Raw genomic sequence first — 26,917 nt, 5'->3', positions numbered from 1 at the left:
TCAGGGGGCTTTGCCCCCTTTATCGGAAGATAGAAAAATGGCCTATTCAACATTTTGTCAAACACCTAACAATGCCCTGCTGGAACCTATGTTCCTCGGTCAATCGGTTAACGTTGCCCGTTACGATGTTCAAAAATATGAAGTGTTCGAGAAGCTGATCGAGAAGCAACTCTCCTTCTTCTGGCGTCCTGAAGAAGTTGACGTCAGCAAAGACAAGATCGATTACGCGGCGCTGCCGGATCACGAGAAGCACATCTTCATATCAAACCTCAAGTACCAGACCCTACTGGACTCTATTCAAGGCCGTTCGCCAAACGTCGCCTTCCTGCCGCTGGTGTCGCTGCCGGAACTTGAGACCTGGATCGAGACCTGGTCTTTCTCTGAGACGATTCACTCGCGCTCTTACACCCACATCATTCGTAATATCGTTAACGATCCTTCGGTCGTATTTGACGACATCGTACAAAACGAAGAGATCCTCAAGCGCGCCAGCGATATCGCCGATTACTACGATAACCTGATCGAGCTAAGCCAAATCTATCACCTCATGGGTGAAGGCACCCACGAGATCAACGGCAAGACTGTAGAGGTCACCACCCGCGCAATCAAGAAAGCCCTCTACCTGTGCATGATGTCGGTTAACGTGCTCGAAGCCATCCGTTTCTACGTCAGCTTCGCCTGCTCATTTGCCTTCGCCGAGCGCAAGTTGATGGAAGGTAATGCCAAGATCATCCGCCTCATCGCCCGTGATGAAGCACTACACCTAAACAGCACTCAGCATATCCTTAAGCTAATGCAAGGTGGCAAGGATGACCCAGAGATGGCCGAGATCGCTAAAGAGTGCGAACAGACGGCGATTGACATCTTCGTTAAAGCGGCAGAGCAAGAGAAAGAGTGGGCCAAGTACCTGTTCAAAGATGGCTCCATGATCGGCCTGAACGAGCAGATCCTCTGTCAGTATGTCGAGTACATCACCAACGAGCGTATGAAGTCGGTTAACCTGGTAAGCCCTTATGCCGACCAGAGTAACCCGCTGCCGTGGATGAAGAACTGGCTGGAGAGTGACTCGGTACAGGTTGCACCGCAGGAAGTAGAGGTGTCTTCTTACCTGGTTGGTCAAATTGACGCGTCTGTCGATGAGAGTGAGTTTGCCGACTTTGATCTCTAACAAGACGGTCTTTAGTCAGGCCGTCTTTAAGAAGGCTCCGATCGTGAGCCTTCATGGGCAGCCTGTACTCCTCTATACCAGTAACCACCAGAGCCTGTTGGCGGCACTCGAGCAGAAGAAGGTTCGTATCTTCTCTGAGTGTCGTAACGGCTTTTGTGGTGCCTGCAAGACCAAGATTAATCGCGGTAGCGTCGTCTACCACACAGAACCGCTAGTCGAACTGGAAGCCGATGAGTGTCTGCCCTGCTGCTGTCATCCCGAAGGTGATCTCGACCTGGCACTTTCTGCCCAAGGCGCAGAGGTGGTCACGGCACATGCACCAGAGCCTGTTGCCTGCACCGTTGAATAGCGCGCTGAATCTAATTCAAATCTAGCCTCAGACAGGCACTAGGTAAAAGCAGTCAAGTTCCAACTAAAACCCCAAACAACACCTGTGATGATATTCAGGCATTCCTTTGCAGATTCACCAGAAACTTGTCTCAAACAGAAGCATTAAACAGATAAGCTAACTGATACACAGGACAGATTCGCGAGATAATTTGTTAAATCGCCTTCTTTGCCAGCTTATGGTGTAGTCGGTTCACCTCCATCAGGGCGGCGCTGCCATACCAGGGATGCAGCTCCATCACCAGACGTCCGGCCTTAATGGCGGGATCAGACTCGGTTAATGCCTTGGCCTCCTCGACACTGGTGACGTTAAAGATATAGATGCCTCTTAAGGCGCTCTCTTCCAAGAAGGGCCCCGCGAGCACCAGTTTACCCTCCTCGGCCAGTCGGCCGATATTATCCAGGTGTGCCCGCTGCAGCCGCTCTGCCTCTTCTTCAGATTGGCTTCGGTTAGGGCCGCTCTTGAGCATGGCCATCACGTAGCGCTTCATGCCATAGTCATCGGCGCCGACTCTTGCCGCGAGCTCGGCGTCATAGTTTTCCGCGCTAAGCGGCAAACTCACCACCAGAGCCGCTACTGCGCCCAATAAGGTAACGAGCAAGCGATGGTTTTTGGTACTCATTCTTGTATTCGCTTTTGTTCTAGTTTCGTTCATTATTAAATCCACCTTTGTAAGCATTAGCTTAAGTTATGCCAAGGTCATAAAAAAAGCTAACCCAAAGGATTAGCTTTTCACTTTTTATAACCGCAAGCTAGTTTAATAACCACAAGCTAGCGGCAACCGACTAGTTAAAACTTCTTAGATGCTTGCGGCCAGCTCGGCGCCTTGGCGAATCGCCCGTTTGGCATCGAGCTCGGCGGCGACATCAACACCGCCAATCAGATGCACTGGTAGCCCTGTGTTGTTCATCTCATCGACCAGGCTGCGATTAGACTCTTGTCCGGCACATAACACCACATTGTCTACCTCAAGAACCTGAGCCGCCTCACCGACTTTGATATGCAGGCCTTGCTCATCGAACTTCTGGTAGCTGACACCGTTTAGCATCTCGACATCATGGTGCTTAGCCACCGCACGGTGGATCCAACCTGTGGTTTTACCGAGTCCCTTGCCCATCTTGCTGGTTTTACGCTGCAATAGATAAATTTTTCGGCTTGTGTGTTCTGGCTGAGGCGTGGTTAAACCGCCTCGCTCACCATAGGCCTTGTCTATGCCCCACTGCTTGAGCCAGGTATCAGGCTTGAGTGTGGTCGACTCCTGCTCTCCGAGATAGTGAGCCATATCGAAGCCGATACCACCGGCGCCGATCAGGGCAACCCGCTCGCCTACCTCGACCTCGCCGTTCAGCACCTGTTGGTAATTCACCACCTTGGGGCTATCGAAACCGGGCAGATCGAGCGCTCTTGGCACCACACCGGCGGCGATCACCACCTCATCGAAAGGCTCGTCTCTAACCACTGAGGCGTCCAGTCGGGTGTTGAGCCTTAGCTCGACCTTGTTGAGCTTCATCTGCTCGGTGAAATAGCGGATGGTCTCATCAAACTCCTCTTTACCGGGGATCTTACGGGCCAGGTTAAACTGACCGCCAACCTCACCCTTGGCCTCAAACAGCACCACCTGATGGCCGCGGCTAGCTGCAAATATGGAAAACGCCATTCCCGCCGGGCCGGCGCCCATGACGGCGATCCGTTTCTTGTTCGTCGCCGGCACAAAATTTAGCTCTGTCTCGTAACAGGCTCTGGGGTTGACCAGACAGGTGGCGCGTTTCAGCGCGAAGGTATGGTCCAGACAGGCCTGATTACACCCGATACAGGTGTTGATCAGCTGACTCTCCCCCGCAGCCGCCTTATTGACAAACTCGGCATCGGCCAGGAAAGGACGGGCCATAGAGACCATATCCGCCTGACCCGAGGCAATGATCTGCTCGCCGATTTCAGGGGTATTGATACGGTTAGTGGCGATAAGGGGGACGCTCACCTCTTGCTTGAGGCGCTCAGTTACCCAGGCAAAGGCACCGCGGGGCACACTAGTGGCAATGGTAGGTACTCTGGCTTCATGCCAGCCTATGCCTGTGTTGATGATGGTCACGCCGGCGCTCTCCAGCCACTTAGCCAGCTGCACCACCTCCTCCCAGGAGGAGCCGTTATCCACCAGATCAAGCATAGAGAGACGAAACACTATGATGAAATCGCTGCCGACCCTTTCACGGATCGCCTTGACGATCTCCACCGGAAACTTGGCTCTTTGGCTGAACTCACCGCCCCACTCGTCGCTGCGCTTATTGGTTCTGGCGCAAATAAACTGATTGATTAGGTAACCTTCCGAGCCCATCACCTCTACGCCATCGTAGCCCGCCTTCTTGGCCAGCGCCGCCGTGGTGGCGTAATCTTTGATGGTGCTTCTTACCTGACGGGCCGACATGGCCGAGGGGGTAAAGGGGGTAATAGGCGACTTAATCTTGCTGGGCGCCTGTGAAAAAGGATGATAGCCGTAACGTCCGGCGTGTAGGATCTGCATACAGATCTTACCGCCCGCCTCATGCACTGCACTGGTGACAACCTTATGCTTGGCGACCTGCCAGGGAAAGCTTAGCTGACAAGCATTGGGCGCCAAACGACCTCTGAGGTTAGGCGAGATCCCACCGGTCACAATCAGACCAACACCACCGGCGGCACGTTCTTGGTAGAATTTTGCCAGTTTCTCAAAACCGCCCTTTTCTTCTTCGAGCCCGGTGTGCATGGAGCCCATGAGCACACGATTCTTCAGTTGTGTGAAGCCGAGATCTAAGGGTTCTAATAAATGCGGAAACGACATTCAAACATCCTTTTTAAACAAGTGATTTAAATCAGCATACCCGCTGTTTGAATTTAGCTCAATACTCAATGCGTGCCAAGCCTTAAGATTCATTTACAATTGTGTTTCGCCCCTATGGCCATTTTCAGTTAGCATAGAGGGATCAGAGTCATAAAGGAGTGGATAATGTCCGCTAAGCCCTCAATATTTAAACGGATCTTTTCCACCTTGTGGAAGGTGGTCAACACCACACGCAAGGTGATCTTAAATCTATTCTTCTTCGGTTTTATTGCCCTCTTGTTCGTGATCCTCGCCGGTGAGGAGAGCCCAACAGTCGAAGAAGGTTCGGCATTAGTGCTGGATCTCTCGGGTAGCGTGGTGGAGCAGAAACGTCAGGTGGACCCCATAGAGGCTGCTATGAAGAGTGGTAAAGGGGGACAGAGCGATGGCGAGATCCTACTCGCCGATCTGCTAAATGCTATCGACAATGCGGCCAGCGACAAACGCATATCCGCCATCGTGCTTGACATAGGTCACCTGAGATGGACAGGGATCAGCAAGCTGCAGAGCATCGGTGACGCATTGACCCGCTTTAAAGCCTCTGGCAAGCCGATTATCGCCATGGGTAACTGGTATGGTCAAAACCAGTACTTCCTCGCCAGCTTCGCCGATACTATCTACCTCAACCCTCAAGGTTCGGTAGAGATAGAAGGCCTGAGCCGCTATCGCCAATATTTCAAGTCGGCGCTGGATAAGCTTAAGATCAAGGCGCACGTCTTCAGGGTGGGCACCTTCAAGTCGGCGGTCGAGCCCTTTATGCGCGACGACATGTCTGAGGCGGCTAAATCGGCCAACCGTGAACTGCTACAAGATATCTGGGACAGTTTCGAAGCCACAGTCAGCGAAAACCGCGGTATCAAACAAGTTGACCTGATGCTGAGCGCCGAGCGTTATCTTGCTGAGCTTAATAAGGCCAACGGTCGCTCATCCGAGATGGCCATCAACCTTGGCTGGGTCGATAAGCTCGCCTCTGCCGAGCAGTTCCGCCTGGACATGGTCGAGCGTGTAGGAGAAGCCAAAGAAGGTCACAGCTTTAAGCAGATCAGCTTCTATGACTATCAGAGCGTGATCCAGCAGTTCCCACCAGTGTTGATGCACGACGCCGTCGGCATCATAGTCGCCAAGGGCAACATACTCAATGGTCACCAGGCAGCGGGCCAGATCGGCGGCGAGAGCACCTCTGCCCTGCTGCGCAAGGCGAGATTCGATGACAAGGTAAAAGCTGTGGTCCTCAGAGTCGACAGCCCTGGCGGCAGCGCGTTTGCCTCCGAGCAGATCCGCCAGGAAGTGTTGGCCCTCAAGACGGCTAACAAGCCTGTGGTCGTTAGCATGGGCACCTACGCCGCCTCGGGTGGCTACTGGATCTCGGCAAGTGCCGATTATATCTACGCCACACCAACGACGCTGACCGGCTCTATCGGTATCTTCGGCATGATGACCACCTTCGAAGACTCCCTGGCAGAACTTGGGATCCACACAGACGGCGTCTCCACCTCAGGCTGGACCTCGTTCTCAAGCACTCAGGGGATCAGCGATGAGCTCAAAGAGATCATTCAGCGCCATATCGAGCGTGGCTACCAAGACTTCATCTCGCTTGTCTCTGAGGAGCGCGGCATGAAACCCGAAGAGGTGGATAAGATTGCCCAGGGTCGTGTCTGGTCTGGCAAACGCGCACTTGAGCTTGGCTTGGTCGATGAGCTTGGCGATCTTGAGCAGGCAGTCACCAAGGCGGCCGAGCTGGCTAAGCTTGAGAAGTTCGATACCAAGCTGATCGAACAGGAGCTGTCGCCACAGGAGCAGTTCATCCAGCAGATGTTTGCCCAGGCCGTCAGCTATATGCCACAGAGCCTGTCTCAGAGCAGCCTGGTCGAACAGCTACTTGGTGAGGTGAGTAGCGTAGTCGAAGAGTTTAACGCCTTTGACGATCCAAATGGCCTCTACCTCTACTGCGACAGCTGTAACTACTAATCGCTCTGCTGTACTCGCAACAAAGACGCTATCACAGAAAAGCCCGCCGATGCGGGCTTTTTTATTGGCGCCATCCTAAGTATAATCGCGCCAATCCTGCATCAATAAAGCTATCACTATAATGAAAAAACCCTCCATCTATGTCGCCTACACCGGCGGCACCATAGGCATGCAAAAGACAGATAATGGTTTCGCGCCGGTACCGGGATTTCTTACCGACTGCGTCAAGGCCATGCCCGAGTTTTTTCATCAGGAGATGCCAGATTTTGTCATCAGTGAATATTGTCCGCTGATCGACTCTTCAAACATGGCGCCCACCGACTGGCAGATGATCGCCGACGATATCAAGGCAAACTACGACAAGTATGATGGCTTCGTGATCCTTCATGGCACAGACACCATGGCCTTTACCGCCTCGGCCCTCTCCTTCATGCTGCAGGGACTGACCAAACCCGTTATCGTCACCGGCTCGCAGATCCCGCTGGCCCAACTGCGCTCAGACGGCCAGACCAATCTGCTTAACGCCCTCTACATCGCCGCCAACTATCCGGTGGCCGAGGTATGCCTCTTCTTTAACAACAAGCTGTTTCGTGGCAATCGCACCACAAAGGCCCATGCAGATGGCTTCGATGCCTTCGCCTCGCCAAACTTTCCTATACTGTTAGAGGCAGGCATTAAGATCCGCCTCAAGGCGGGCCGTATCAGCGAGAGCAAGGCCAATACTCTGACGGTCAACAAGATTAGCCCTCAGCCCATAGGCGTGGTTACTCTCTACCCAGGGATCACCACAGAGATCATAGATAACATCTTACAGCAGCCGGTAAAGGCGCTAATTTTGCTTACCTATGGTGTCGGCAACGCGCCGCAAAACCCCGAACTCCTCGAGTGTCTGCAAAAAGCCAACGAGCGCGGCATCATACTGGTGAATCTGACCCAATGTCTGCAGGGTAAGGTCAACATGGGCGGCTATGCCACGGGCAACGCGCTGGCAAAAGCCGGGGTTATCAGTGGCTTCGACATGACTACGGAAGCGGCGCTGACCAAGCTTCACTACCTGCTGTCTACCGAGCTTTCGCCAAGTGATATTCGCGTGCAGATGCAGCAAGATCTCTGCGGCGAGCTCACCGAAGACTAATACCAATCGTAGTAAATAACTGATCATGCTAGCTTGTTAAAACATCCGATAACGGCGTTACTATTTTTGATTGTAGAATAACTACTTATCTAAAAATACGGCCTTGTTCTCGGCCGTTTTTTCTGGGCAATTTCTGATCACTTACCTACCGTGATTGGTATAATTGGTTTAAGACTAACAATGCGAAATAAAAAAGCCCCTGTCATCAGGGGCTTTTCACTCTTAGAGGTCTTGCTCTTTGAAGGCAGCGATACTCTCGCCCTTGAACTGACGTTTCAGCTCGGCCTTTGACAGTTCGTTCAATTCACCTTGGTTATTGATGGTGAAATGATCTGTCTGGTTCAACCTGCGAGCCTGGTACAGCATCACCAGCTGCAGTGTCGAGTCTTTCTGCTCATCAGACAGCACTGTGCCATCTTCCCACTTGCCGAGTTCGGCGGCGCTGAGTAATCGCTCGTATACCTCTTGAGGCATATCGTCGATCACCTTATTGATATCACTCATATACTCTTCCGTTTATGTAACACTATGCGGACTCTGGCTATCAGATAGCCGACGAAGCCGAAGACGAAGCAGATGCCGGCGATATTGGCTCTGAGCCCTTCGGCGGGCTCGCCGCCCCAAAACCAGATCACCACACCGGCAATAAACAGCGTCATCGCCAGAAAGCTCTGGTTCATCAGCTGATTGGTACGCTTGATATGGCTGATCCGATTAAGCGACTCGTTATCCCCGGACAAGCCCGTGGAACAGTGCGGGCAGCTCTTAGCCAAACTCGATATGCGCTTTTGACAACTTGGGCATTCTACTAAGGCCATTGCGGACTCCTATCTTAGCTTATCGACCACGGCCAGCATCGCCAGCAGCGACGCCTCGCCCAGGTAGATACAACGCTCAGGCGACCAACCAGACATAGGATCTGGCATGTTGGCGTTATCTTTAAATGGCATCTCTAGGGTGTTAGAGAGACAGCCGAAGGTCTGCGCTACCCAGTTTGACGCAACGGTCAGGTTGGCCTGGCCTGGCTCGTCTTTATCATAGCCAAACTCATCTTGGAAATCGGCGCTGGCCATCAGCAATGCCTTAACGAAATCGGCCTGCAGATCCGCCATCTTTTGATTGTAACCCGGCACGCCTTCACAGCCTGCGAGGAACACATATGGCAGGCCTTCGTCGCCATGCACATCGTAGTAGAGGTCGACGCCCGTCTCTTTCATGCGGTTGACCACATGATACACCTCAGGGCTCTTCTCCAGCGACGGACTCTGCCATTCGCGGTTAAGGTTAACCCCCTTAGCGTTGGTTCTCAGGTGGCCACGTACACCGCCATCGGGATTCATGTTTGGCACGATATAGAAGTTAGCCTTATCCAGCAGCGCCTTGGCGGTTGGGCAATCGCCATCGAGAAGATTATTTAGCAGGCCTTCCACCAGCCATTCGGCCATGGTTTCACCCGGATGTTGACGCGCGGTGATCCAGATCTTAGCTTTCTCTTCATCTTCATCACCCACCTTTACCAGGGTCATGTCGCGATCGTCTAAGGTTTTACCCAGATGCTCGAGTGAGACGAGTGGATGCACCTGAACGGCGCTAAGCAGATCCTGATGACGCTCATAGCTATAGGGTGCGAAGTAGGCGATCTGGATCATCTCGCAATCCAGTTCCACCTCTATGGTGAGTTTGCCATCTTGATACTGAGTCGGCAGGCGGAACCATTGCTGTCTGTCGTAGGTGGCCGCAGCCTGATAGTCTTCCCACCCCTTAGTGTAAGAGGCTTGGCCGGCGTTGATGATATTCAGGGTATAGCGCTGGCCTACTTCACCTTGCAGACGAAAGTTGAACCACTGGAAAAACTCGCCCCCTTCATCGGGTCTAATGGCCAGTTGCACATTATTGATATCATCTTGGTTGATGACCTCAATATTACCGCCGTCAAAATTGGCACTGATTAGCATATCCATTCCTTCATTGAGTTAAGGCAGACATCTTGGGTCTGCTGATCCCCTAAGGATAAACTAATTCGCCCCGTTTTCGCACCGCTAGCGCCAAATAAAAGCCAGTTTTTTTGCTGTCATTTTGACTAACACAGAAAGCTGTAACCTTGGCCACGAACGGTATTGATGATGGTTTTCGGCAGGCAGATCTTGGCAAGCTTACGCCGGGTATTACTGATGTGCATATCCAGATTACGATCGAACTGTCCCAGATCTTTCTTCAACACACTTTTCTGCAGCTCCTGTTTGGTGATCACCTCTCCTTTGCGATCGAACAGGTATTTAAGCAGCTTAAACTCGGTCTGGGTCAGGGATACGCGCCGCTCAGCCACCTCTATGCTGAAATCATTCTGATTAAAATAGATCGCCTTGATTGGCAGCGGCAGAACCTCGGTCAGCTGCGCCTTGGTGATGGCTGCGCGGCGACGCAGGGCATCGATACGCGCCACCAGCTCTCGTACACTCACGGGTTTAGAGAGAAAATCGTCGGCGCCGAGACGAAACCCTTTTACCCGCCGCTCCTCTTCATCGGTGGCCGAGATCAGGATCACCGGCAGGTTATCGCTACGCGCCTCTAGAAACGCAAAACCATCCACAAGGGGCATCTCGATATCCAAGATAATGAGATCGATCGCCATTTTGCCTAAAATAAGCAGTGCTTCCTGGCCATTACTGGCACAATGCACCTGATACCCACTGGCGACTAGGCCAAGATAGAGGACTTCGCGCGCAAAGGGATCATCATCAACGAGTAACACTCTTTCCATTTGAGAACCTTAATGATAATTGTTATCATTAAGGTTACATTAACTCATCGGGCCAATCCAGTCCTTTATACCTCTAAAGGATAAAACTTTGACCAGCATCCCACCCCATTGATACTCGCGACATAAAAAAAGCCCCTTTTGGGGCCTTTAAAGACAAGTTGTCTTCTATTTGAGCATCAACTGGCGAATGTATTTCACCGGCGCACTACCATAGCTTAAGAACTGTTCGTGGAAGCCTTTAAGGTTAAAGTCTTCTCCCTGCCTAGCCTTAAGTTCCTCACGGAAATCATAGATCTCACGATAACCCGCGTAGTAGCTGGTGAGTTGCACCTGGCTCAGAGTCGCGCGGCGCCATTTACCTTCGGCCTCAGCCTGTTGCTGGAAGGCTTCCTGAGTCATCAGCGCAATCGCCTCCTCCTCTGTCATCCCCTTCACCTGAATGCTGTAGTCCAGAATGGTGTTGGCAATGACCCTTAGGTTCCACTTGTAATACATGAGCCACATCTCTGGCTCGAAGTTACCATAACCCTCTTCCAGCATCATACGCTCGGCGTAAACCGCCCAACCTTCAACCATGGCACCGTTACCAAATAGGCTCTTCACCAGGCTTGGCGACTCATTAGAGTAAACCAGTTGGGTGTAATGACCCGGGATCGCCTCGTGAATGTTAAGTACCTGCAAGATCCAATGGTTGTATTCTCTCAGGTAACTCTCTGCAGAAGCGTCGCTCATGCCATCTAGCGGTGTGACGTTGTAGTAAGTATTACCCGTCTTCTCATAGGGACCAGGTGCACTAATCGAAGCGCCGGCGAAACCACGCATATATTCTGGGGTTTCACGCACCACCAAGGGCTTGTTAGGATCTAACGTCACCAACTGCTTCTCGTTGACGAACTTGACCAACTCAGGGATCTGGGCGCGCACCTCGGCAACAAAGTCTTCGCGTTTCACATGGCGGGCCGACAGCTTGTCGATCAGCTGACGAGTCGCCACCTTAGTGTCGCTGGGCATCTCTGTCTTAAAATACTTGCTCCACAGCTGCGTGGTGATCTTAGCCATCTCGCCCTGAACTCTTGCTTTATCCGCCAGGGCCTTCTCATAGAGCTGCTTGGCCGACATGCCCGATTGAATATCGAAGGCAAACTTCTGCTCATAGAGCTCTTCACCAATTCTAAAGCTACGAGCGCCCTCTTTAGTCAGCTTGGCTTCCAGGCCAGTCAACCAGTCGATATGTTGATTAATGGCATCGACCGCGAGCTTGAAACGGGTAGTGAACAGGGTTTTCTCATCATCGCTGAGACCCGAGGCGGCAACCTGCTTCAATAAGTCGTCTGAGAAGACACTGAAGGCGCCGCGGTTTTGCATTATGGCTAATTGGGTATGCTCTAGAGTCGGCTTGTCGATATTCTCTTTTGCCGCGGCGTAGTAGGCAGGAACATTCTCCATGCGAGCCAGGAATGAGCGCAGACGCTCGTCCAGCGGCGCAAAGTCTTCGTTAACCAGCTGAGCAAATCCACCGGCTACATTGTAGTTCGCAGGGTTCCATTGCCAGGACTTGAAGGTGTCTATCTCCCAGCGGTCTTGCTTCAACAGGTTCTCGATAAGCTTGTAGTCGATAAGCTCACTCGGGGTTAGCTTATTCATATCAAAGCCATTTAACAGCTTAAGTTGGGCATCGACGAAGGCTAGGCTCTCTTTGCGGCTTTGAGCATTTGGCACCTTAAGCACACCATCGTATTTGTGATAGCCACTATAGAGCGCCCAGGTAGGCGACTGTTGCCACAAGGCATCGATAAATTGATTGGAAAACTCGGCAAAACTCAGTGCCTGTACCTCGGCAGCACTCGCCATCTGAGTACTTGCAGTTTCGCTAGTGTGTGTCTGACAGGCGGTAAGACTACCTAACCCCAGGACGATGGCGGCAGCGATGACACTTTTCTTCATGATTCTTCCTCCCTTCATTCTTATTATTAACGGCTTACTCTTAACGACTTTCTAATAACGACTTCTTAGCTTGCAGCTTAAAACATGCCTTTAACGGCATTACTCGACGTTTTTAGCAGCAGTGAAACTTGAACCGATAGATGAGCCAATACATGAGCTTAGCCCAGTTGGACCATAGTAAATCACGTTGCCACGAAAATTGCAGCTATCACACCATCTTAGACAAGCTTTGTTACAAAGGTCTTCGCCAGGCTTAACCCTCTATCGGCCAAGCATGAAAAACTGACCTTACACCGGAGTTAAGCGCTTAGCTCATCCACGCAAGGTATAAGGTAAGCGGTATAAGGTAAGCGGCTTTTGACACAGAGTTGACGGGCACTACACTGAATTTAGAGCCTCAAGAGGTAGTCATGCTTAATAACACCAAGTCGAAAGCCCAATTTAGCGCGCAAACAAACGCTCAGATGAGCGCCCAATTAAAAAGCAGGAAAAGTGACCCTTCTAGGCAACTTTCTTTGCATTACATAGCCGTGAAAATATTTTACGCCAGTCTATTAGTTTTAGGGGCTCCACTCTTCACGACCACTAATGTAGAGGCAATAGAGAATCAAAATGATTCATCACAAAAAGAAGAAGCTAAGCGAGCAATTCCTAAACTAGTAACAATAGCAACGCAGGAATGGGCGCCCTACCATAGCCAGCAGAGAGACGCACAAGGCGTCGCCCATCAAGGCGGTTTTGGACTAACCGCGCTCGATTGTGTCATGACAAAAATCGATCAAGCCTACAGGGTGATCTTCCTTCCCTGGGGCCGGGCTCAAAACAGCGTCAAACAGGGAAAATATGATGGCTTCTTTTCCGCCTCGCGCAACGAATGGCGCGATCAATTTGCCGTGCAGAGTAATACCTTCATTCAACAGGAGTGGAACTTCTATTACCACAACGAGTACCGGATCCCAACCAGCGTGACTAGCCTGAAATCCGATACCCTGTTTGGCGCGCGGATCCATTCCAATAGCGCCCATTGGTTAGCCAAGAATAAGTTCAAAAAGGTGAAGATCTTTCCCACCATCAACGAGCTGGTCAAGTTACTGGACGCCAGGCGCATAGACGGTGTGATGGAGAATGCACTGCTGTTCGAGGAGCAGGTACGTCAGTCGCACCTCTCGATGGACGCCTTCGTGAAGCGCCCGAACATGCGCATCGATCTTGGGGTCTACTTTGGTAAAACCTTCTTGGCCAAGCATCCTGGCTTCCTCGCCAGGTTTAATCGCCATACGGAGGAGTGTCGTTTCGACTATCAATGAGCTTCGACTGGTGGTGAGGTATCGAGGGGCTAATGTGTCACTGGCTTTAACCTGAACTCGGCCCAGATGGGATTGTGATCCGATGCCTGGCTGGTAAAAGACTCGGCCGCAACCAGATTCAGGCCACGATAATAGAGATGATCCAGCGGCAAGCCGAACACCCGCTGACGCTTGTCTTCTTCGTATACCGCCTCCTTCAGCCTGAGCTGGTGGGCGAGCTGCTCTATATAGGCCATACGCTGCCCCCGCCAGGTATTAAAATCGCCGCCTAAGATCACAGGCCCCTGATGCAGATTGATCTTCTGTACTATCTGCTGCCACTGGGCGCGATAGCTCTTAAGCTGCCAGTCGAAGTTGATGCCGTGAAGATTGACCACTAGGAGGGTCTGTCCATTAGACAGGGGATAACGAGAGATAAGGGTCGATTTGGCAAAACGGATCCAGGGCTCGACGGCATGATAGGCACAGGCATCGCGCGCCTGCTCTGTGGCAAGGTTCATTACCCCCACGGGGGATTTCAGCAGCGAGAACGCCTTAGCCATCACCAGATGCAGGCTTGAGCCGTTCAGGTACTGGTTAAAGCCTGCGTTTAACTTAGCTTCCTGCAACAACATGAGCTCGCTACGTTCGGCGATCTTACTGAGATCCTGCTGCCAGCCACGCTTTTGCTGCTTATAGATGTTCCACACACCGACCCTGAGTTGCCCATCATTATCCAGCGCCTGGCTAGTGTGCACGGCAACACATTGGGAGACAAAAACCGGTTCAACCTCACTCATCATCACCTCAGGCTCGCCGTTAAGATAGGTCACCACGGCCACATAAGCAGCCACACTTAGGAGTAATAATAGTAATGATTTTATTCCCCAGCGCAGTAAACGCGGCGAATTGGATCGGTTTTGGCTCACAGAGTTGCTCTACTGTCGAAGTGGCTGTCGTTAAATCTAGATGATAAAAATAGTGCTTTAGCACCAGCAGCTTAGCCTATATGATAGCGATCAGGCTATATTTAGATTCAACGCCATTATCGAATCATACTCGAGCGAGTGCAATTCAGGCTCAAGCAGACATTATGGAAAATGTACATCAAATCCTCGCCATTGTCGGCGTATTCATCTATTGGTTGTTTCTTGGCGCCATCGCGCTGCGTTTGGTGATTAAACGCCGCACCATAGGAGTCTCCTTCTCCTGGATACTGGTGATCTATTTTCTCCCCCTCGTCGGTATCATCGCCTACATTCTCTTTGGGGAGCTGCACCTGGGTCAGACCCGAGCGAGTCGCTCCAAGTCGATGTTCAAACCCTACGGCCAATGGTTTGCGGCCCTGTATCAGCATCCGCTGCACACGCCAGAGCGCCAGAGTGACCACGCCAAAGCCATCAGTCAGCTGTGCGATACTCAGCTCGGCATCCCCTCGCTCAGCGGCAACCAGCTCTGCTTGCAGCATACGCCATCGAGCATACTCAATTCCATCATCCAGGATATCGACGCGGCCAAGGAGAGCATAGTGATGGAGTTCTACATCTGGCATCCTGGTGGGCTGGCCGATGATGTCGCCAGGGCCGTGATAAAAGCTTCAAAACGTGGAGTAACAGTAAAACTCCTACTGGACGCCGCCGGGAGCCGCACCTTCTTTAATTCCCCTTGGCCAACACAGCTACGCAAGGCCGGCGTTGAGATATCTCAGGCCCTCAGCGTTAGCCCCTTGAGGATGTTCTTTAGGCGCCTAGATCTACGCTTGCACCGTAAGATAGTGGTTATCGATAACCGAATCGCCTACACAGGCTCGATGAACCTTGTAGATCCTAAGTACTTTAAGCAGGGAGAAGGCGTCGGCCAGTGGATCGACGTCATGGTGCGCATGGTGGGGCCGGCCGTACCGGTAGTCAATACTGTCGCCGCTTGGGATTGGGAGGTGGAAACTAGCGAACGTTCTTTACCCGAACCACCGGGCAATCCCGAAAAACCATATGCATCATCACACGAGATATCACACGAGATATCATATGAGCTATCATGTGAGCCATCAGGTGAAGTGAGCCGTGAGGCGGATTCCCTGGTACAGGTGATCCCCTCAGGGCCGGGTATGCCCGAAGAGGTGATCCACCAGGTCCTGCTACAGAGCCTCTACCAAGCTTGCCATAAGATAGTGATCACCACCCCCTACTTTGTGCCCAGCGAGAACCTGCTCGATGCCCTGGTGACTGCGGCGGCGCGAGGCGTCGATGTCAACATCATCATTCCCCAGAAGAATGACTCGACTATGGTCAAATGGGCCAGCCGCTCCTTCTTTGCCGAGCTGCTCAAGGCTGGGGTGAAGATCCACAGATTCAGGGGCGGACTGCTGCATACCAAATCTGTATTGATCGATGATGAGCATTGCCTCATAGGCACGGTTAACATGGATATGCGCAGCCTTTGGCTCAACTTCGAACTGACTCTAGCGGTCGATGATAAGACATTTGCCGAGGAGTTAAGAGTGCTGCAGCAGGGCTATATCGACAATGCCGAGCAGCTCGAATACAAGCGTTGGCAGAGCAGACCACTATACCAGCGGGTGATTGAACACCTCTTCTATCTCTTCAGCCCTTTACTTTAATTGGCTCACGCCTACTGCATGAAAACCTTGATTGGCATTAATAGCTAACGTTTACCAAGCTCAAACTTAGCTTCGATACAAAAAGACCCGCCAGCTGGCAGGTCTTTTTATTGAATCTTTGGGCTTAGTCCAAAACTAGAACTTAGCCTAAGCCTAATCAGAGATCTTAGCTCTGCTTTTTCACGAACTTAGATTTCAGCATCATCTGGCCGTGACCATCAACCTTACAGTCGATATCGTGGTCGGCGTCGACGAAACGGTTGATCACCGCCTTGGTGCCCACTTTCAGGGTCAGTGAAGTGCCCTTCACCTTAAGATCTTTAATCAAGGTAACCTTGTCACCCTCTTCTAACAGGTTGCCTACAGCATCTTTCAGGATGATGGCATCGGGATCGACAGCCACTTCGTTAGGGTTCCATTCATGAGCACATTCTGGACAGATCAACAATGAGCCATCTTCATAGGCATAAGGTGACTCACATTTTGGGCATGGTGGAATTGTATCGCTCATAACTCTTTCTCTTTCATTAAAAAGGTAAGGATCGGTCTAAGTATCCGGCCTGTCACTTAAGATGACTTTATGGCTTTCTTCTGAAAAACCGCTCACAATGATAATAGTATTATAATAAAATTATCATACTCAGGCCAGCTAAGATTCTAGACCCCGCACTTGGCTACACTTTGACCTTTAGATTTAACCTTAAGATTTAACCTTAGGATTCTTGGTCGGCTCGGCCTGACCATAGCTCACCCCATGTTGTTCTAAGTAACCGCGGATCAACTGTCTGACGACCTGTGAGGGCGTCAAATCCTGAGAGGCGCACAACTGTTCGAATGCCTGTTTCTTACTGGGGTCGAGTAACACGGTAAAGCGTGCCGTCTTATTTTCCATTGCCAACTCCTCGCACTAAAAACATTATCATTTGATTATAATCATTAAGACGCCGCCTGCCTATAGCCTCCCTAAGCGTTGAGAAAGAATAACCAAGCTTTGAAGTTAGCCTTGTGTACCATGTTAGCTAGTGGGCTAAGGGTCTCGTCGGATGTCACGCGAATTTACACGTTGGCTATAGCGGTTTGGAGGATAGACAGTTTTTATCAGAAATATGTTCTGGAGAGTGACAACTGGCGCCCTAAGCCAGTCATAAATAGGACAGGCATAAATATGACAGGCGCCGAATGACAGGCATAAAAAAAGACGCCCTTAGGCGTCTTTCTTATTGAATGTGGCGGTGAGTGAGAGATTCGAACTCTCGATACGTTGCCGTATACACACTTTCCAGGCGTGCTCCTTCAGCCACTCGGACAACTCACCGAAGCGTTGTGCAATGTCCAATAGGAATCGCATCAACGGAGCGGTACTTTACGCAAATCGCTAAACAGGGTCAAGTTAAAAAACTTTCAACTCAGGCATTTGCGTAATAGATCGCCAATTCGCTGCATATCCGCCCTATTTGAACTTACTCACCAGTTCCGACATGGCGCTCACATCGTTAAGCAGTGACTCGTTGAGCTGGCTGAGACGATCGGACACCTCGTGGGTATTACGATAGATGTCGCTGATCTTCATCGCATTTTGGTTCACCTCTTCGGACACCGCCGATTGCTCGTGGGTTGCCGCCGCGATCTGCTCGTTCATGCTGTCGATGACGCTCACCTCGCTGACGATACGAATAAGCTCTTCACCGGCGCGCTTGGACTCGACCACACTGATCTCCGCCTTGTTGCGACCGCTTTCCATCGCCTTCACTGCGATCTTAGCGCCACGCTCCAGTCGTTCCGTCATGCTGCGAATATCTTCGGTGGAGGTCTGTGCCCTCTGCGCTAAGCTGCGCACCTCATCGGCGACCACGGCGAAGCCACGGCCCATCTCGCCGGCGCGGGCTGCTTCGATGGCTGCGTTAAGCGCCAGCAGGTTAGTTTGCTCTGCGATACCGCTGATCACCCCAAGCACATCAACGATGCCTTTGATGTCTTCATCCAGGTTATTGATGGCCTGAGCCGCATCGGCGATCTCCTGAGCCAGTTCATTGATGGAATCTGCGGTACGTTCAACCTCCAGGCTGCCCTCTTTCGCCTCCTTGTTGGCCTGGGCCGAGGCTTCAGAGGCCTGCACCGCATTTTGGGCAATCTCTTGTACCGTAGCGCTCATCTCTGTCATCGCCGAGGCAACCTGATCCACCTCGCTGTGACCCAAGGCCACATCTTCACGCATGATGCGAGCGCAGCCTTCCATCTCCTGAGACGCGGTGAGCAAACCTTGGGTATTGGTCCTCACCATACCAATCACCTTCTCGAAATCGGCCATCATGTGGTTGAAGGCAGAGCCCAGCTGCCCTATCTCATCCTTACCCTTAAGGTCGACCCGCACGCTGAGATCGTAATGTTTCTGCGACTCGGTCACCTTGTGATAAAGATGTCTGAGAGAGGCATGCAGATAACGTCCGATAAACAGCGATAGCAAGATCACCACAAGCCCTGACACCAACATCAAGACGATAACACTCACCATCAGCGACTTGGCATTGGCGAGCGCGCTGCGAGTATCGGTCAACAGATGGTGGGACAATTGACGCTCGAACTGACGCAGGGCGTCGATACGGGCAGTGGATTTGGCAAACCAGTCGGTAGAGCTCTGACCGCTCAGGACGCCAGCATCCTGGCTCATCGCCTTGTCGCGCAGTGCATTGACCGCCATAAAGGTGGGCGAAGAGGCTACCTGCTGATAATCGGCGTTTACCTTGTCAGTCGCCAAGGCTAAGAAACGCTCCTGATAGGTGTTCTGCTCTGAGACCAGGTTGACAAACTTGAGGAACATGCCGGGTTTAAAGGCGCTGTTACCAAAAGTGGAGCTCAGCACGGCGCGCTCTATACCGGCGCGCTCTTTCATCTGTAGATAGGCGGCAAAACTGGCCGACTCCACCGCGATCTGACGGCTAGCCCCCTGCTGACTGGTCTGATCTACAATCGCCAACAGCAGGCCATTAAGCTTGGTGTAATAGGCCACCTCTTCCGGCACTGAGATGCTTAAGCTGTCGACCCTGCTGCGGATATCGCCCAGCTGGTTAATCATCTGATTGACCTGGCTCATCTGCTGGGCAAACGCCTTAGGCAGCTCATGGCTGGCCGTAAAGGCCTTGAAGTTATTAAGCTGCTCGTCACTCAACTGACGCTGCGTTGGCAGCTTATCGCCAAAACTCTTGCCTTTTGAGCCGAGAAAGCCGGCGCTCATGCCTCGCTCTTTTTGCAGCTCATGCACAAAATCACTGTTCACCACAGCCAGCTCGGAAAGCGTCTCTACCTGACTCAGTCCCTGATGCAGCTGATATTGGCCATAGACCACGAACAGACCGAAGAAAGTTGCCCCCAGAATGGGCGGCACTATCACCAGCAAAAGCTTATTTTTTATATTGAGATCACTGATCCATTGCATATTCATCTTGCGTTATCCCTAACCATCGCGGGTTGATAGAGTGGCGTTTCGTCACTTCATAGACAAGGCGCACTTAAGCCTTCCCCATTACCGTATTAACACTAGCATAAAAATCTGACGTTAAAGTAAAACTCGCCTAAAAACATGCACTAAAGGCACCAATAAAATGACACTATTCACTTTTTAACATGCCTTAAGCAGCCTCACAATGCCCATAAAGTCTAGTATAGCCGCGGCACCGTCGGTCGATAGGCAACAAAAAAGCGCCCTAGAGGCGCTTTTAACGTTAGCAAGGTGTGCTGGCAGAAGCTGTTTAACGCCTAGGCGTTACCTTTAACTTGCATGTTCAGCGTCTTGGCAAAATCCAGCATACGATCGAGCGGCAACAGCGCTCGCTCTCTGAGCGACTCATCGACGAAGATCTCATGCTGCTCCGAACCGTCGTTAAGCAATGCCGCCTCGATCGCCTTAAGGCCATTCATCGCCATCCAAGGACAGTGGGCACAGCTACGACAGGTCGCGCCGTTACCGCCGGTGGGCGCCTCGATTAGGGTCTTATTCGGCGCCGCCTGTTGCATCTTGTAGAAGATGCCCTTGTCGGTTGCCACGATAAAGGTGTCGTTCTCCAGGGTCTGCGCCGCCTTGATCAGCTGACTGGTCGAGCCAACGGCATCGGCCATCTCCACCACGCTTGCCGGTGATTCGGGATGCACCAACACTGCCGCATTGGGGTACTGTTCTTTTAACTGACGCAGCGCCTTGGCCTTGAACTCATCGTGAACGATACACTCGCCCTGCCACATCAGCATGTCGGCGCCAGTCTGCTTGGCGATATAGCTTCCCAGGTGACGGTCCGGTCCCCAGATGATCTTCTTACCTTGGCTGTCGAGATGCTCGACGATCTCAAGGGCGATACTCGAGGTCACCACCCAGTCGGCGCGCGCCTTAACGGCGGCCGAGGTGTTGGCATAAACCACGACGGTATGATCTGGATGGGCGTCACAGAAAGCGCTAAAGGTGTCGATGGGACAGCCTACGTCCAGTGAACAGGTGGCATCCAAGGTCGGCATAAGCACAGTTTTTTCTGGGCTTAAGATCTTAGAGGTCTCGCCCATAAACTTAACCCCGGCCACGATCAGCGTCTTGGCTGGATGGTCACGGCCGAAGCGGGCCATCTCTAAAGAGTCTGATACACAACCGCCGGTCTCTTCCGCCAGCGCCTGGATCTCAGGATCGGTATAGTAGTGGGCCACCAAGACAGCCTCTTTCTCCTTCAACAGCTGCTTGATGCGCGCCTTATAGGCCTGCTTCTCGCTATCGCTTAGGGGAAAGGGCTTTGCTGGAAACGGATACTGAATATTTTCGATGCTTGGTGCTACTTGACTCATGCTCAAACCAAAGAGTGGGACTAATTAGCGGCATTATACTTAATCTGACGCCAAAGATTAACTCTGGAGTAAAAAAAGAGCGCCAAATGGCGCTCTTATTAGTGAACTGCTACGTGCGATTAGTGCATCGCCAGTAACATCTCCTGTGGTGACTCAAGATACTGCTTCCACAGGTTACAGAAGCGGGCTATGGTGCCGCCGTCTATCACTCGGTGATCGCCAGACCAGCTGATCTGCATGATCTTACGTGCCTCGACCTCACCCTTATCGTTGAAGCGTGGCAAGGTCTGCAACTTACCCAGGGCGACGATGGCCACCTCAGGCTTGTTGATGATAGGCGTTGCCACAGTACCCCCCAGGGCGCCGATATTTGAGATGGAGATGCTGCCGCCCTTAAGGTCCGCCGGGCTGACACGACCGCTGCGGGCATCCTTGGTCAGGCGGGTAATTTCAGCCGCAACCTCAAGAATCGATTTTTGCTGCACATCCTTCACGTTTGGCACCAATAGACCCACCTTAGAGTCTACCGCCATGCCTATGTTGTGTGACGCGATGAAAGTCTGCTCGGTGCAATCGTCATTCACACGGCTGTTGATGCCAGGGAACTGAGTCAGCGCCAGCGACATCGCCTTCATGAAGAAAGGCATCATGGTCAGCTTAAGATCGTCGCTGGAGTAGCGCGCCTTCATCGATTCACGAAGCGCAACCAATTCGGTCAGATCCAGCTCTTCACAATAGGTGAAGTGCGGGATGGTCGAGACAGACTCTGTCATCATCTTGGCCATGACCGCCTTGACGCCGCGAATAGGCTCGACGCGATCGCCTGCTGAAACCGCTACAGGCGCAGCTGTCGGCTCGCTTTGGGTCTGTGCTTTCGCCGCCTTAGCCTTCACGGCTTCGCCGCTACGGAAGCGCTCAACATCTTCCTTATAGACTCGGCCATGCTTGCCTGAACCCGGTACCAGGCTGAGATCGATATCATAGCTGCGCGCCAGACGACGCACGGCCGGGCTGGCCAGCGCCTTGCCATTACCTGCTGGGGCGTGCAGTTCAACCTCTTCACTGTCAACCCCAGCTGGAGCGCTATCTGCTACCGGCGCGGCAACGGCCCCCTCTTCGCTCTCTACCTCGATAGCGAACAGCGGGGTGTGCACCTGTGCCAGCTGACCCTTACGGTAATGGAGTTTAACCACCTTACCGCTCTTGATGGCCGGGATCTGCACCAGTGCCTTGTCGGTCATCACATCGGCGATAGGTTGATCTTCTACCACCATGTCACCTTCGGCAACCAACCACTCCACCAGTTCACACTCGACAATCCCTTCACCGATATCCGGTAACAGGAACTCTTCGACGCGTTTGCCGCCGGCAACTGGCTGTGAATCAGATTGAATGACAGTTTCTTCAGCTGCCGATTCCGTGGTCACATCGCCGTCTAGCTCACCATCGATTTCCACTGAATACAGCGGCTCGTGAACGATAGCTATGTCACCTTTCTTATAGTGAAGTTTTTTGATGACACCACCGTGAACCGCCGGGATCTGCACCAGCGCCTTGTCTGTCATCACGTCGGCAATGGGCTGATCTTCGGTGACGGTATCGCCTTCGGCAACCAACCACTCGACCAGCTCACACTCCACCACGCCCTCGCCAATATCGGGCAAAATAAAATCTTTAATCATGCCTGGGGCTCCTAGTATTTCATCGATGCTTTGATCGCTTCAAAGGTCTTGAGCGCATCAGGCATATATTCTTTCTCATGGATCAGCGGATATGGGGTATCCAGACCACACACACGGCTAATCGGCGATTCCAGATAGAGGAAACACTCCTGCTGGATAGTCGCGGCGATCTCGCCGGCAAAGCCACCGGTCAGCGGCGCTTCATGGTTGATCACCAAGCGTCCGGTCTTCTTCACTGATGCCGCAACGGTATCGACGTCCCAAGGCGCGAGTGTACGCAGGTCGATAATCTCACAAGAGATCCCCTTCTTGGCCGCCATCTTAGCCGCCTCTTCGACGATCTCCATCTGAGCGCCCCAGGCCAGCACGGTAATGTCTGTGCCTTCCTGAACCACTTCGGCCTTGCCTAGCTCAATCTCATAGGCTTCATCCGGCACCTCGCCCACGCTGGCGCGGTAGAGACGCTTAGGCTCGAAGAAGACCACAGGGTTCTTGTCACGAATCGAGGCAAGCAGCAGGCCCTTAGCCTGATAGGCGTTACGGGGCACGACCACCTTTAAGCCCGGTGTCTGAGTGAAATACGCTTCTGGCGATTGCGAGTGGTAGTGACCACCGGCGATGCCGCCACCATAAGGGGTACGGTAGGTGATACCACCCACATTAAACTCGTTACCGCTGCGGTATCTGAACTTGGCTGACTCGTTTACTATCTGATCGAACGCCGGGAAGATATAGTCGGCAAACTGGATCTCGGCAATGGCCGTCATGCCATTAGATGCCAGACCGTTGGCAAAACCAGCGATACCCTGCTCTGTCAGCGGGGTGTTGAAACAACGATCGCGACCAAACTTATCCTGCAGGCCAGAGGTGGCGCGGAATACGCCGCCAAAATGGCCAACGTCTTCGCCGAAGATCACCGCCTTGTCGTCGGTTTCCATCGCAATGGTCAAGGCATCGTTGATGGCTTGTAACATATTAATCTTTGCCACGATTTAATCTCTCCCTGCACTGCGTGGATAGGAATCAGGATATTTCTTGATGTGCTGCTTAAGCTCGGTCAGCTGCTGCTTGAGCCTAGGCGTCGGCTCATCGAGGACATCTTCGATGATCTCGTCGATCTTAGGTGCAGGTAGCTTCTCGGCAACCTTCACCGCGGCCAGTACCTCTTCACGGTACTTCTCATACAGGGCCGCATCGTCGCTCTCGGCAAGCCAGCCCTTGTTGATCAACCACAGCTTGAAACGCTTAACCGGATCATGCTGCTGCCACTTGGCCTCTTCATCCTTAGAACGGTAGCCAGATGGATCGTCCGAAGAGGAGTGAGCGCCAAGACGATAGGTCATGGCTTCAATCAGCACAGGCTTGTTGTGCTCCAGCGCATAGGCTCTCGCCTGCTGGGTCGCTGCCATCACTGCCAGCATGTCGTTACCGTCCACGCGAATGGTGTGCATGCCATAACCCAGACCACGACTGGCGATACCGTTACCGGCAAACTGTTCGTTGGTTGGGGTCGAGATGGCGTAACCATTGTTACGACAGAAGAAGATAACTGGAGAGTTCAGCACGGCGGCCATGTTGAGACCGGCATGGAAATCGCCCTCTGAGGCGGCCCCTTCACCGAAGTAGCAGATAGCAACGTTACGTTTGCCCTGCATCTTGAGGCTATAGCCAACACCCGTTGCCTGTGGGATCTGAGTAGCCAACGGTGATGAGATGGTCTGGTAATTGAGCGCCTCACAGCCGTAGTGGATCGGCATCTGACGGCCCTTACCCAGATCTTTCTCGTTACTGAACATCTGGTTCATAAACTGCTCAGTGGTGAAGCCACGATAGCGGATCGCCGCGTGTTCACGGTACTGAGCTAAAATAACATCGTCCTGATCCAGGGCGGCGACACTGCCGACCACGGCGGCTTCCTCACCGGTACAGGTCATGTAGAAGCTGATCCGTCCCTGACGCTGAGCGGCTAACATGCGCTCATCGAGTACTCGTGTGAACACACAAGTATCATAAATTTTGGCAGCCAAATCCTGATCGATCACGGGTAACACAGCATTTTCAAAGGTGGTACCGTCGGCTTGAAGGATCTTCAGGATCGGGATAGATAATGAATCCTTATCGAGAAAACTGACGCGATGGACAGTCTCTGTATTGCTCGTTGCGTTGCTCATACTATTCTCTTATCAGCTGAGTATTCTTGTTATCTGACTGCGAACAGCCTAAGTTGTTCACTATTCTCTATTATGACGCGGCCTTAAAGTTACGTTAACGTAAACTACCTAGCAAGCTATCACGGGGCGCGGCTAACAACTAGCTACCCTCACCCATGTATCGCTAGCTTTACAAGCCAGAGCCTAAACCACGCGATAATCTTTGGCAGGCACTAAACACAGCACAGTGCGCTGGCCAACCGGTACATTGGCGTTGGGAAACACGATGGACTCAGACTCGGCCTCGACCTTAATCTCAGTCCCGCCATCCTTAGCCAATATATAACCTCTTGGAAACGCCGTAAAATTCTCTACGTCGTCGGCAAAGGTAAAGCTAAAGTCGTCAAACTGCTTGTTGATTGAGCGATTAACCTGGTAAAGATTCACCTGGCTCGGGTCAAACTCTCCGAGCTCTAGGTCCCTGCCGCTTACCAGACGGGTCAACATCTCTTTCACCGCGATAAAGCGCGTCATATCGTTCTGCCCCATGGGCATCACCTTGCCAAGCTCTATGGTAAAGGCGTGGGCCTGATAACCGTGGGCCGAGAAGTAACTAAAGGTGGTCGTAGGTTCGTGGTGGAACAGCACTGTGTTGATGCCACAAGCGGCCAGGAACATGATCTGCTCACTGCTATAGGGCTCGCCATGGGGATAAGGGTAGATGGCAAACTTCTCATGCTTAGAGGCGCGAATTGCCGTGTGCAGGTCGTAGTGATAACGACTGCCGCCTTCTGGAGCAGCGTTGAAGAAGCGATCCACATACTGCTCCAGCTTCTTAGCACGGACCCGCTCGGCATTGCTCTCCCCCTTGGCATGGGCGCCGCTGAAGAGACGATTGAGGTTCTCTTCAACGAAACGGGTACCGTTTATGATAGCTGGGGGGTTACCGATTAAAAACAGCACCCGATGACGGGCGATCAGCGTCTCAGACAGCAGCGCGGTAATAAGCTGATCACACAGCTCGATTGGCGCCGTCTCGTTACCATGAACCGCCGACGAGAGCACTATACTCTTAAGCGCATCTTCCTTTCCATCTTGCTCGCTCTCTTGATTAGCTTCATGCGCAACGAGCGGCTCAAATTGGATGACGCCGGTATCCCATACCGACACCTGTGTGTGTTGCCCTAGGGTAAATTCAAACGCCTCGAGGCCGACAGGATTGTCTAGTGTCAATTGCAAAAAGTCTTTCGACAACATCAGGGTGTCTTGCACTGCAAACTCCTTACTGCATCACTACCACAGCGCCCACCTTGTAGGCCTGAAAGATAGCGACTCCTTGGATTTATTAGCATTATTATCAGTTGGCCAGCATAGTAACACTTAAGCGAGTCGACGACCACGCGGGCCAGTCGATCGCCGCATATTTTCCCTGTTGCATTCGTTAATCAGATAATACAGAATAAAGCCGTCTAGCCATCTAAACGTATAAAATTAACTGCGCTAGACGATTCGTTAGATAATTTAGACACTAGATAATTCGTTATCTAGATGAACAAAAGATAGATAAGCGTTAATCGAGAAGAGGTCGTACATGGCATTAGCAACATTTGGCGCAGGCTGTTTCTGGGGCGTAGAGTATTTTTTCAAGCAGATAGACGGCGTTACCTCTGCCACCTGTGGCTATATGGGCGGTGACGACAAGGCGACCACCTATAAAGAGGTTAAGACGGGCACAACCGGGCACGCCGAGGTGGTACAGGTCGAGTTTGACGAGACCAAGGTGAGCTTCGACGATCTGCTGGCCGTGTTCTGGAGTAACCATAATCCCACCATGCTCAATATGCAGGGCGGCGATATCGGTAGCCAGTATCGCAGCGCCATCTTCTTCCACGACAAAACGCAGAAGGAACAGGCCGAAGCTTCAAAGTTAGCTCTCGCCCGCAGCGGTAAATGGGGGCTAAGACCCATAGTGACTGAGATAGTCCCAGTACTCACCTTCCATAAGGCGGAGGAGTATCATCAGAACTATCTGGAAAAGAACAACTTGCCTAGCTGTCACCTCACCTACTAGCACCGAGTTTTACATGCAGCCGATGCAAGTTGCGCCCACAAAAAAAGCCAGTGATTCACTGGCTTTTTT

At 52.1% G+C, this 26,917-nt stretch carries 23 protein-coding genes and 1 tRNA gene; 7 read left to right on the top strand and 17 right to left on the bottom strand.

Features of this window, described 5'->3' with window-relative positions:
- Nucleotides 1-37: 37 nt before the first annotated feature.
- Complete coding sequence (gene nrdB, locus K0J45_RS09940; RefSeq protein WP_220045151.1) at nucleotides 38-1,168, top strand: class Ia ribonucleoside-diphosphate reductase subunit beta; 1,131 nt, start codon at nucleotides 38-40, stop codon at nucleotides 1,166-1,168.
- Nucleotides 1,137-1,517, top strand: a complete 381-nt coding sequence (yfaE, locus tag K0J45_RS09935; protein WP_220045150.1) for a class I ribonucleotide reductase maintenance protein YfaE — start codon at nucleotides 1,137-1,139, stop codon at nucleotides 1,515-1,517. The genes nrdB and yfaE overlap by 32 nt, the downstream gene beginning before the upstream one ends.
- A 193-nt stretch (nucleotides 1,518-1,710) precedes the next feature.
- Here the strand turns inward: yfaE and K0J45_RS09930 are convergent, their stop codons facing one another.
- The gene (locus K0J45_RS09930) at nucleotides 1,711-2,178 is read right to left on the bottom strand and encodes a YciI family protein (protein WP_258406808.1); all 468 of its coding nucleotides are present in this window, start codon (nucleotides 2,176-2,178) and stop codon (nucleotides 1,711-1,713) included.
- Between the two features lie 177 nt (nucleotides 2,179-2,355).
- Complete coding sequence (locus K0J45_RS09925) at nucleotides 2,356-4,371, bottom strand: NADPH-dependent 2,4-dienoyl-CoA reductase (protein WP_220045148.1); 2,016 nt, start codon at nucleotides 4,369-4,371, stop codon at nucleotides 2,356-2,358.
- Nucleotides 4,372-4,536: 165 nt separating this feature from the next.
- Here K0J45_RS09925 and sppA point away from each other — a divergent pair, with 165 nt between their 5' ends.
- Complete coding sequence (sppA, locus tag K0J45_RS09920; protein ID WP_220045147.1) at nucleotides 4,537-6,378, top strand: signal peptide peptidase SppA; 1,842 nt, start codon at nucleotides 4,537-4,539, stop codon at nucleotides 6,376-6,378.
- A gap of 121 nt (nucleotides 6,379-6,499) precedes the next feature.
- Nucleotides 6,500-7,513 carry an asparaginase gene (ansA, locus tag K0J45_RS09915; RefSeq protein WP_220045146.1) on the top strand — a complete coding sequence of 338 codons (1,014 nt, stop codon included), beginning with the start codon at nucleotides 6,500-6,502 and terminating at the stop codon, nucleotides 7,511-7,513.
- A 222-nt stretch (nucleotides 7,514-7,735) separates the two neighbouring features.
- On the opposite strand, the gene K0J45_RS09910 is transcribed toward ansA, so the two are convergent.
- From K0J45_RS09910 to K0J45_RS09890, 5 genes are all read right to left on the bottom strand, one after another.
- Nucleotides 7,736-8,017, bottom strand: coding sequence for a YeaC family protein (locus K0J45_RS09910; RefSeq protein ID WP_011865737.1), 282 nt, complete (start codon nucleotides 8,015-8,017; stop codon nucleotides 7,736-7,738).
- A complete protein-coding gene (locus K0J45_RS09905; RefSeq protein WP_220045145.1) occupies nucleotides 8,014-8,331 on the bottom strand; it encodes a zinc ribbon domain-containing protein in 318 nt (105 codons plus the stop codon). Before K0J45_RS09905 ends, K0J45_RS09910 begins: the two co-directional genes overlap by 4 nt.
- A 9-nt stretch (nucleotides 8,332-8,340) precedes the next feature.
- On the bottom strand, nucleotides 8,341-9,468 hold the full coding sequence (locus K0J45_RS09900) for a M14 family metallopeptidase (protein ID WP_220045144.1): 1,128 nt from the start codon (nucleotides 9,466-9,468) through the stop codon (nucleotides 8,341-8,343).
- A gap of 125 nt (nucleotides 9,469-9,593) precedes the next feature.
- On the bottom strand, nucleotides 9,594-10,274 hold the full coding sequence (locus K0J45_RS09895) for a response regulator transcription factor (RefSeq protein ID WP_220045143.1): 681 nt from the start codon (nucleotides 10,272-10,274) through the stop codon (nucleotides 9,594-9,596).
- Between the two features lie 165 nt (nucleotides 10,275-10,439).
- Entirely contained in the window at nucleotides 10,440-12,218 is a 1,779-nt protein-coding gene (locus K0J45_RS09890; protein WP_220045142.1) for a DUF885 domain-containing protein, read from the bottom strand.
- A gap of 764 nt (nucleotides 12,219-12,982) precedes the next feature.
- Here K0J45_RS09890 and K0J45_RS09885 point away from each other — a divergent pair.
- Entirely contained in the window at nucleotides 12,983-13,525 is a 543-nt protein-coding gene (locus K0J45_RS09885) for a substrate-binding periplasmic protein (RefSeq protein WP_220045141.1), read from the top strand.
- Between the two features lie 29 nt (nucleotides 13,526-13,554).
- Here K0J45_RS09885 and K0J45_RS09880 read toward each other — a convergent pair whose 3' ends face one another.
- The gene (locus tag K0J45_RS09880) at nucleotides 13,555-14,433 is read right to left on the bottom strand and encodes an endonuclease/exonuclease/phosphatase family protein (RefSeq protein ID WP_220045140.1); all 879 of its coding nucleotides are present in this window, start codon (nucleotides 14,431-14,433) and stop codon (nucleotides 13,555-13,557) included.
- Nucleotides 14,434-14,597: 164 nt separating this feature from the next.
- On the opposite strand from K0J45_RS09880, the gene cls reads away from it, so the two are divergent.
- Entirely contained in the window at nucleotides 14,598-16,124 is a 1,527-nt protein-coding gene (gene cls / locus K0J45_RS09875) for a cardiolipin synthase (RefSeq protein WP_220045139.1), read from the top strand.
- Between the two features lie 166 nt (nucleotides 16,125-16,290).
- On the opposite strand, the gene K0J45_RS09870 is transcribed toward cls, so the two are convergent.
- The 9 genes from K0J45_RS09870 to astE all read right to left on the bottom strand — a co-directional run bounded on the left by K0J45_RS09870 (nucleotide 16,291) and on the right by astE (nucleotide 26,034).
- Nucleotides 16,291-16,635: a zinc ribbon domain-containing protein YjdM gene (locus K0J45_RS09870; protein ID WP_011865729.1), complete on the bottom strand. Its 345-nt coding sequence runs from the start codon at nucleotides 16,633-16,635 to the stop codon at nucleotides 16,291-16,293.
- Nucleotides 16,636-16,824: 189 nt separating this feature from the next.
- Nucleotides 16,825-17,016, bottom strand: a complete 192-nt coding sequence (locus K0J45_RS09865; RefSeq protein WP_144199243.1) for a ribbon-helix-helix domain-containing protein — start codon at nucleotides 17,014-17,016, stop codon at nucleotides 16,825-16,827.
- 335 nt (nucleotides 17,017-17,351) lie between these two features.
- Nucleotides 17,352-17,439 (bottom strand) — tRNA-Ser (locus K0J45_RS09860).
- Between the two features lie 135 nt (nucleotides 17,440-17,574).
- On the bottom strand, nucleotides 17,575-19,563 hold the full coding sequence (locus K0J45_RS09855; RefSeq protein ID WP_220045138.1) for a methyl-accepting chemotaxis protein: 1,989 nt from the start codon (nucleotides 19,561-19,563) through the stop codon (nucleotides 17,575-17,577).
- Nucleotides 19,564-19,877: 314 nt separating this feature from the next.
- Entirely contained in the window at nucleotides 19,878-20,945 is a 1,068-nt protein-coding gene (gene nadA, locus K0J45_RS09850; protein ID WP_220045137.1) for a quinolinate synthase NadA, read from the bottom strand.
- 119 nt (nucleotides 20,946-21,064) lie between these two features.
- Nucleotides 21,065-22,627 carry a dihydrolipoyllysine-residue acetyltransferase gene (locus K0J45_RS09845; RefSeq protein WP_220045136.1) on the bottom strand — a complete coding sequence of 521 codons (1,563 nt, stop codon included), beginning with the start codon at nucleotides 22,625-22,627 and terminating at the stop codon, nucleotides 21,065-21,067.
- A gap of 11 nt (nucleotides 22,628-22,638) precedes the next feature.
- Entirely contained in the window at nucleotides 22,639-23,616 is a 978-nt protein-coding gene (locus K0J45_RS09840) for an alpha-ketoacid dehydrogenase subunit beta (RefSeq protein ID WP_220045135.1), read from the bottom strand.
- A gap of 3 nt (nucleotides 23,617-23,619) precedes the next feature.
- On the bottom strand, nucleotides 23,620-24,798 hold the full coding sequence (locus K0J45_RS09835) for a thiamine pyrophosphate-dependent dehydrogenase E1 component subunit alpha (RefSeq protein WP_220045134.1): 1,179 nt from the start codon (nucleotides 24,796-24,798) through the stop codon (nucleotides 23,620-23,622).
- Between the two features lie 183 nt (nucleotides 24,799-24,981).
- Nucleotides 24,982-26,034 carry a succinylglutamate desuccinylase gene (gene astE / locus K0J45_RS09830; protein ID WP_434086962.1) on the bottom strand — a complete coding sequence of 351 codons (1,053 nt, stop codon included), beginning with the start codon at nucleotides 26,032-26,034 and terminating at the stop codon, nucleotides 24,982-24,984.
- Between the two features lie 334 nt (nucleotides 26,035-26,368).
- On the opposite strand from astE, the gene msrA reads away from it, so the two are divergent.
- Nucleotides 26,369-26,848: a peptide-methionine (S)-S-oxide reductase MsrA gene (gene msrA / locus K0J45_RS09825; RefSeq protein ID WP_011865721.1), complete on the top strand. Its 480-nt coding sequence runs from the start codon at nucleotides 26,369-26,371 to the stop codon at nucleotides 26,846-26,848.
- Nucleotides 26,849-26,917 lie beyond the last annotated feature (69 nt).

Origin of the sequence: Shewanella alkalitolerans, assembly GCF_019457575.1 — a bacterium.
GTDB lineage: Bacteria > Pseudomonadota > Gammaproteobacteria > Enterobacterales > Shewanellaceae > Shewanella > Shewanella loihica.
This window is presented reverse-complemented; position numbering and strand designations above follow the sequence as displayed.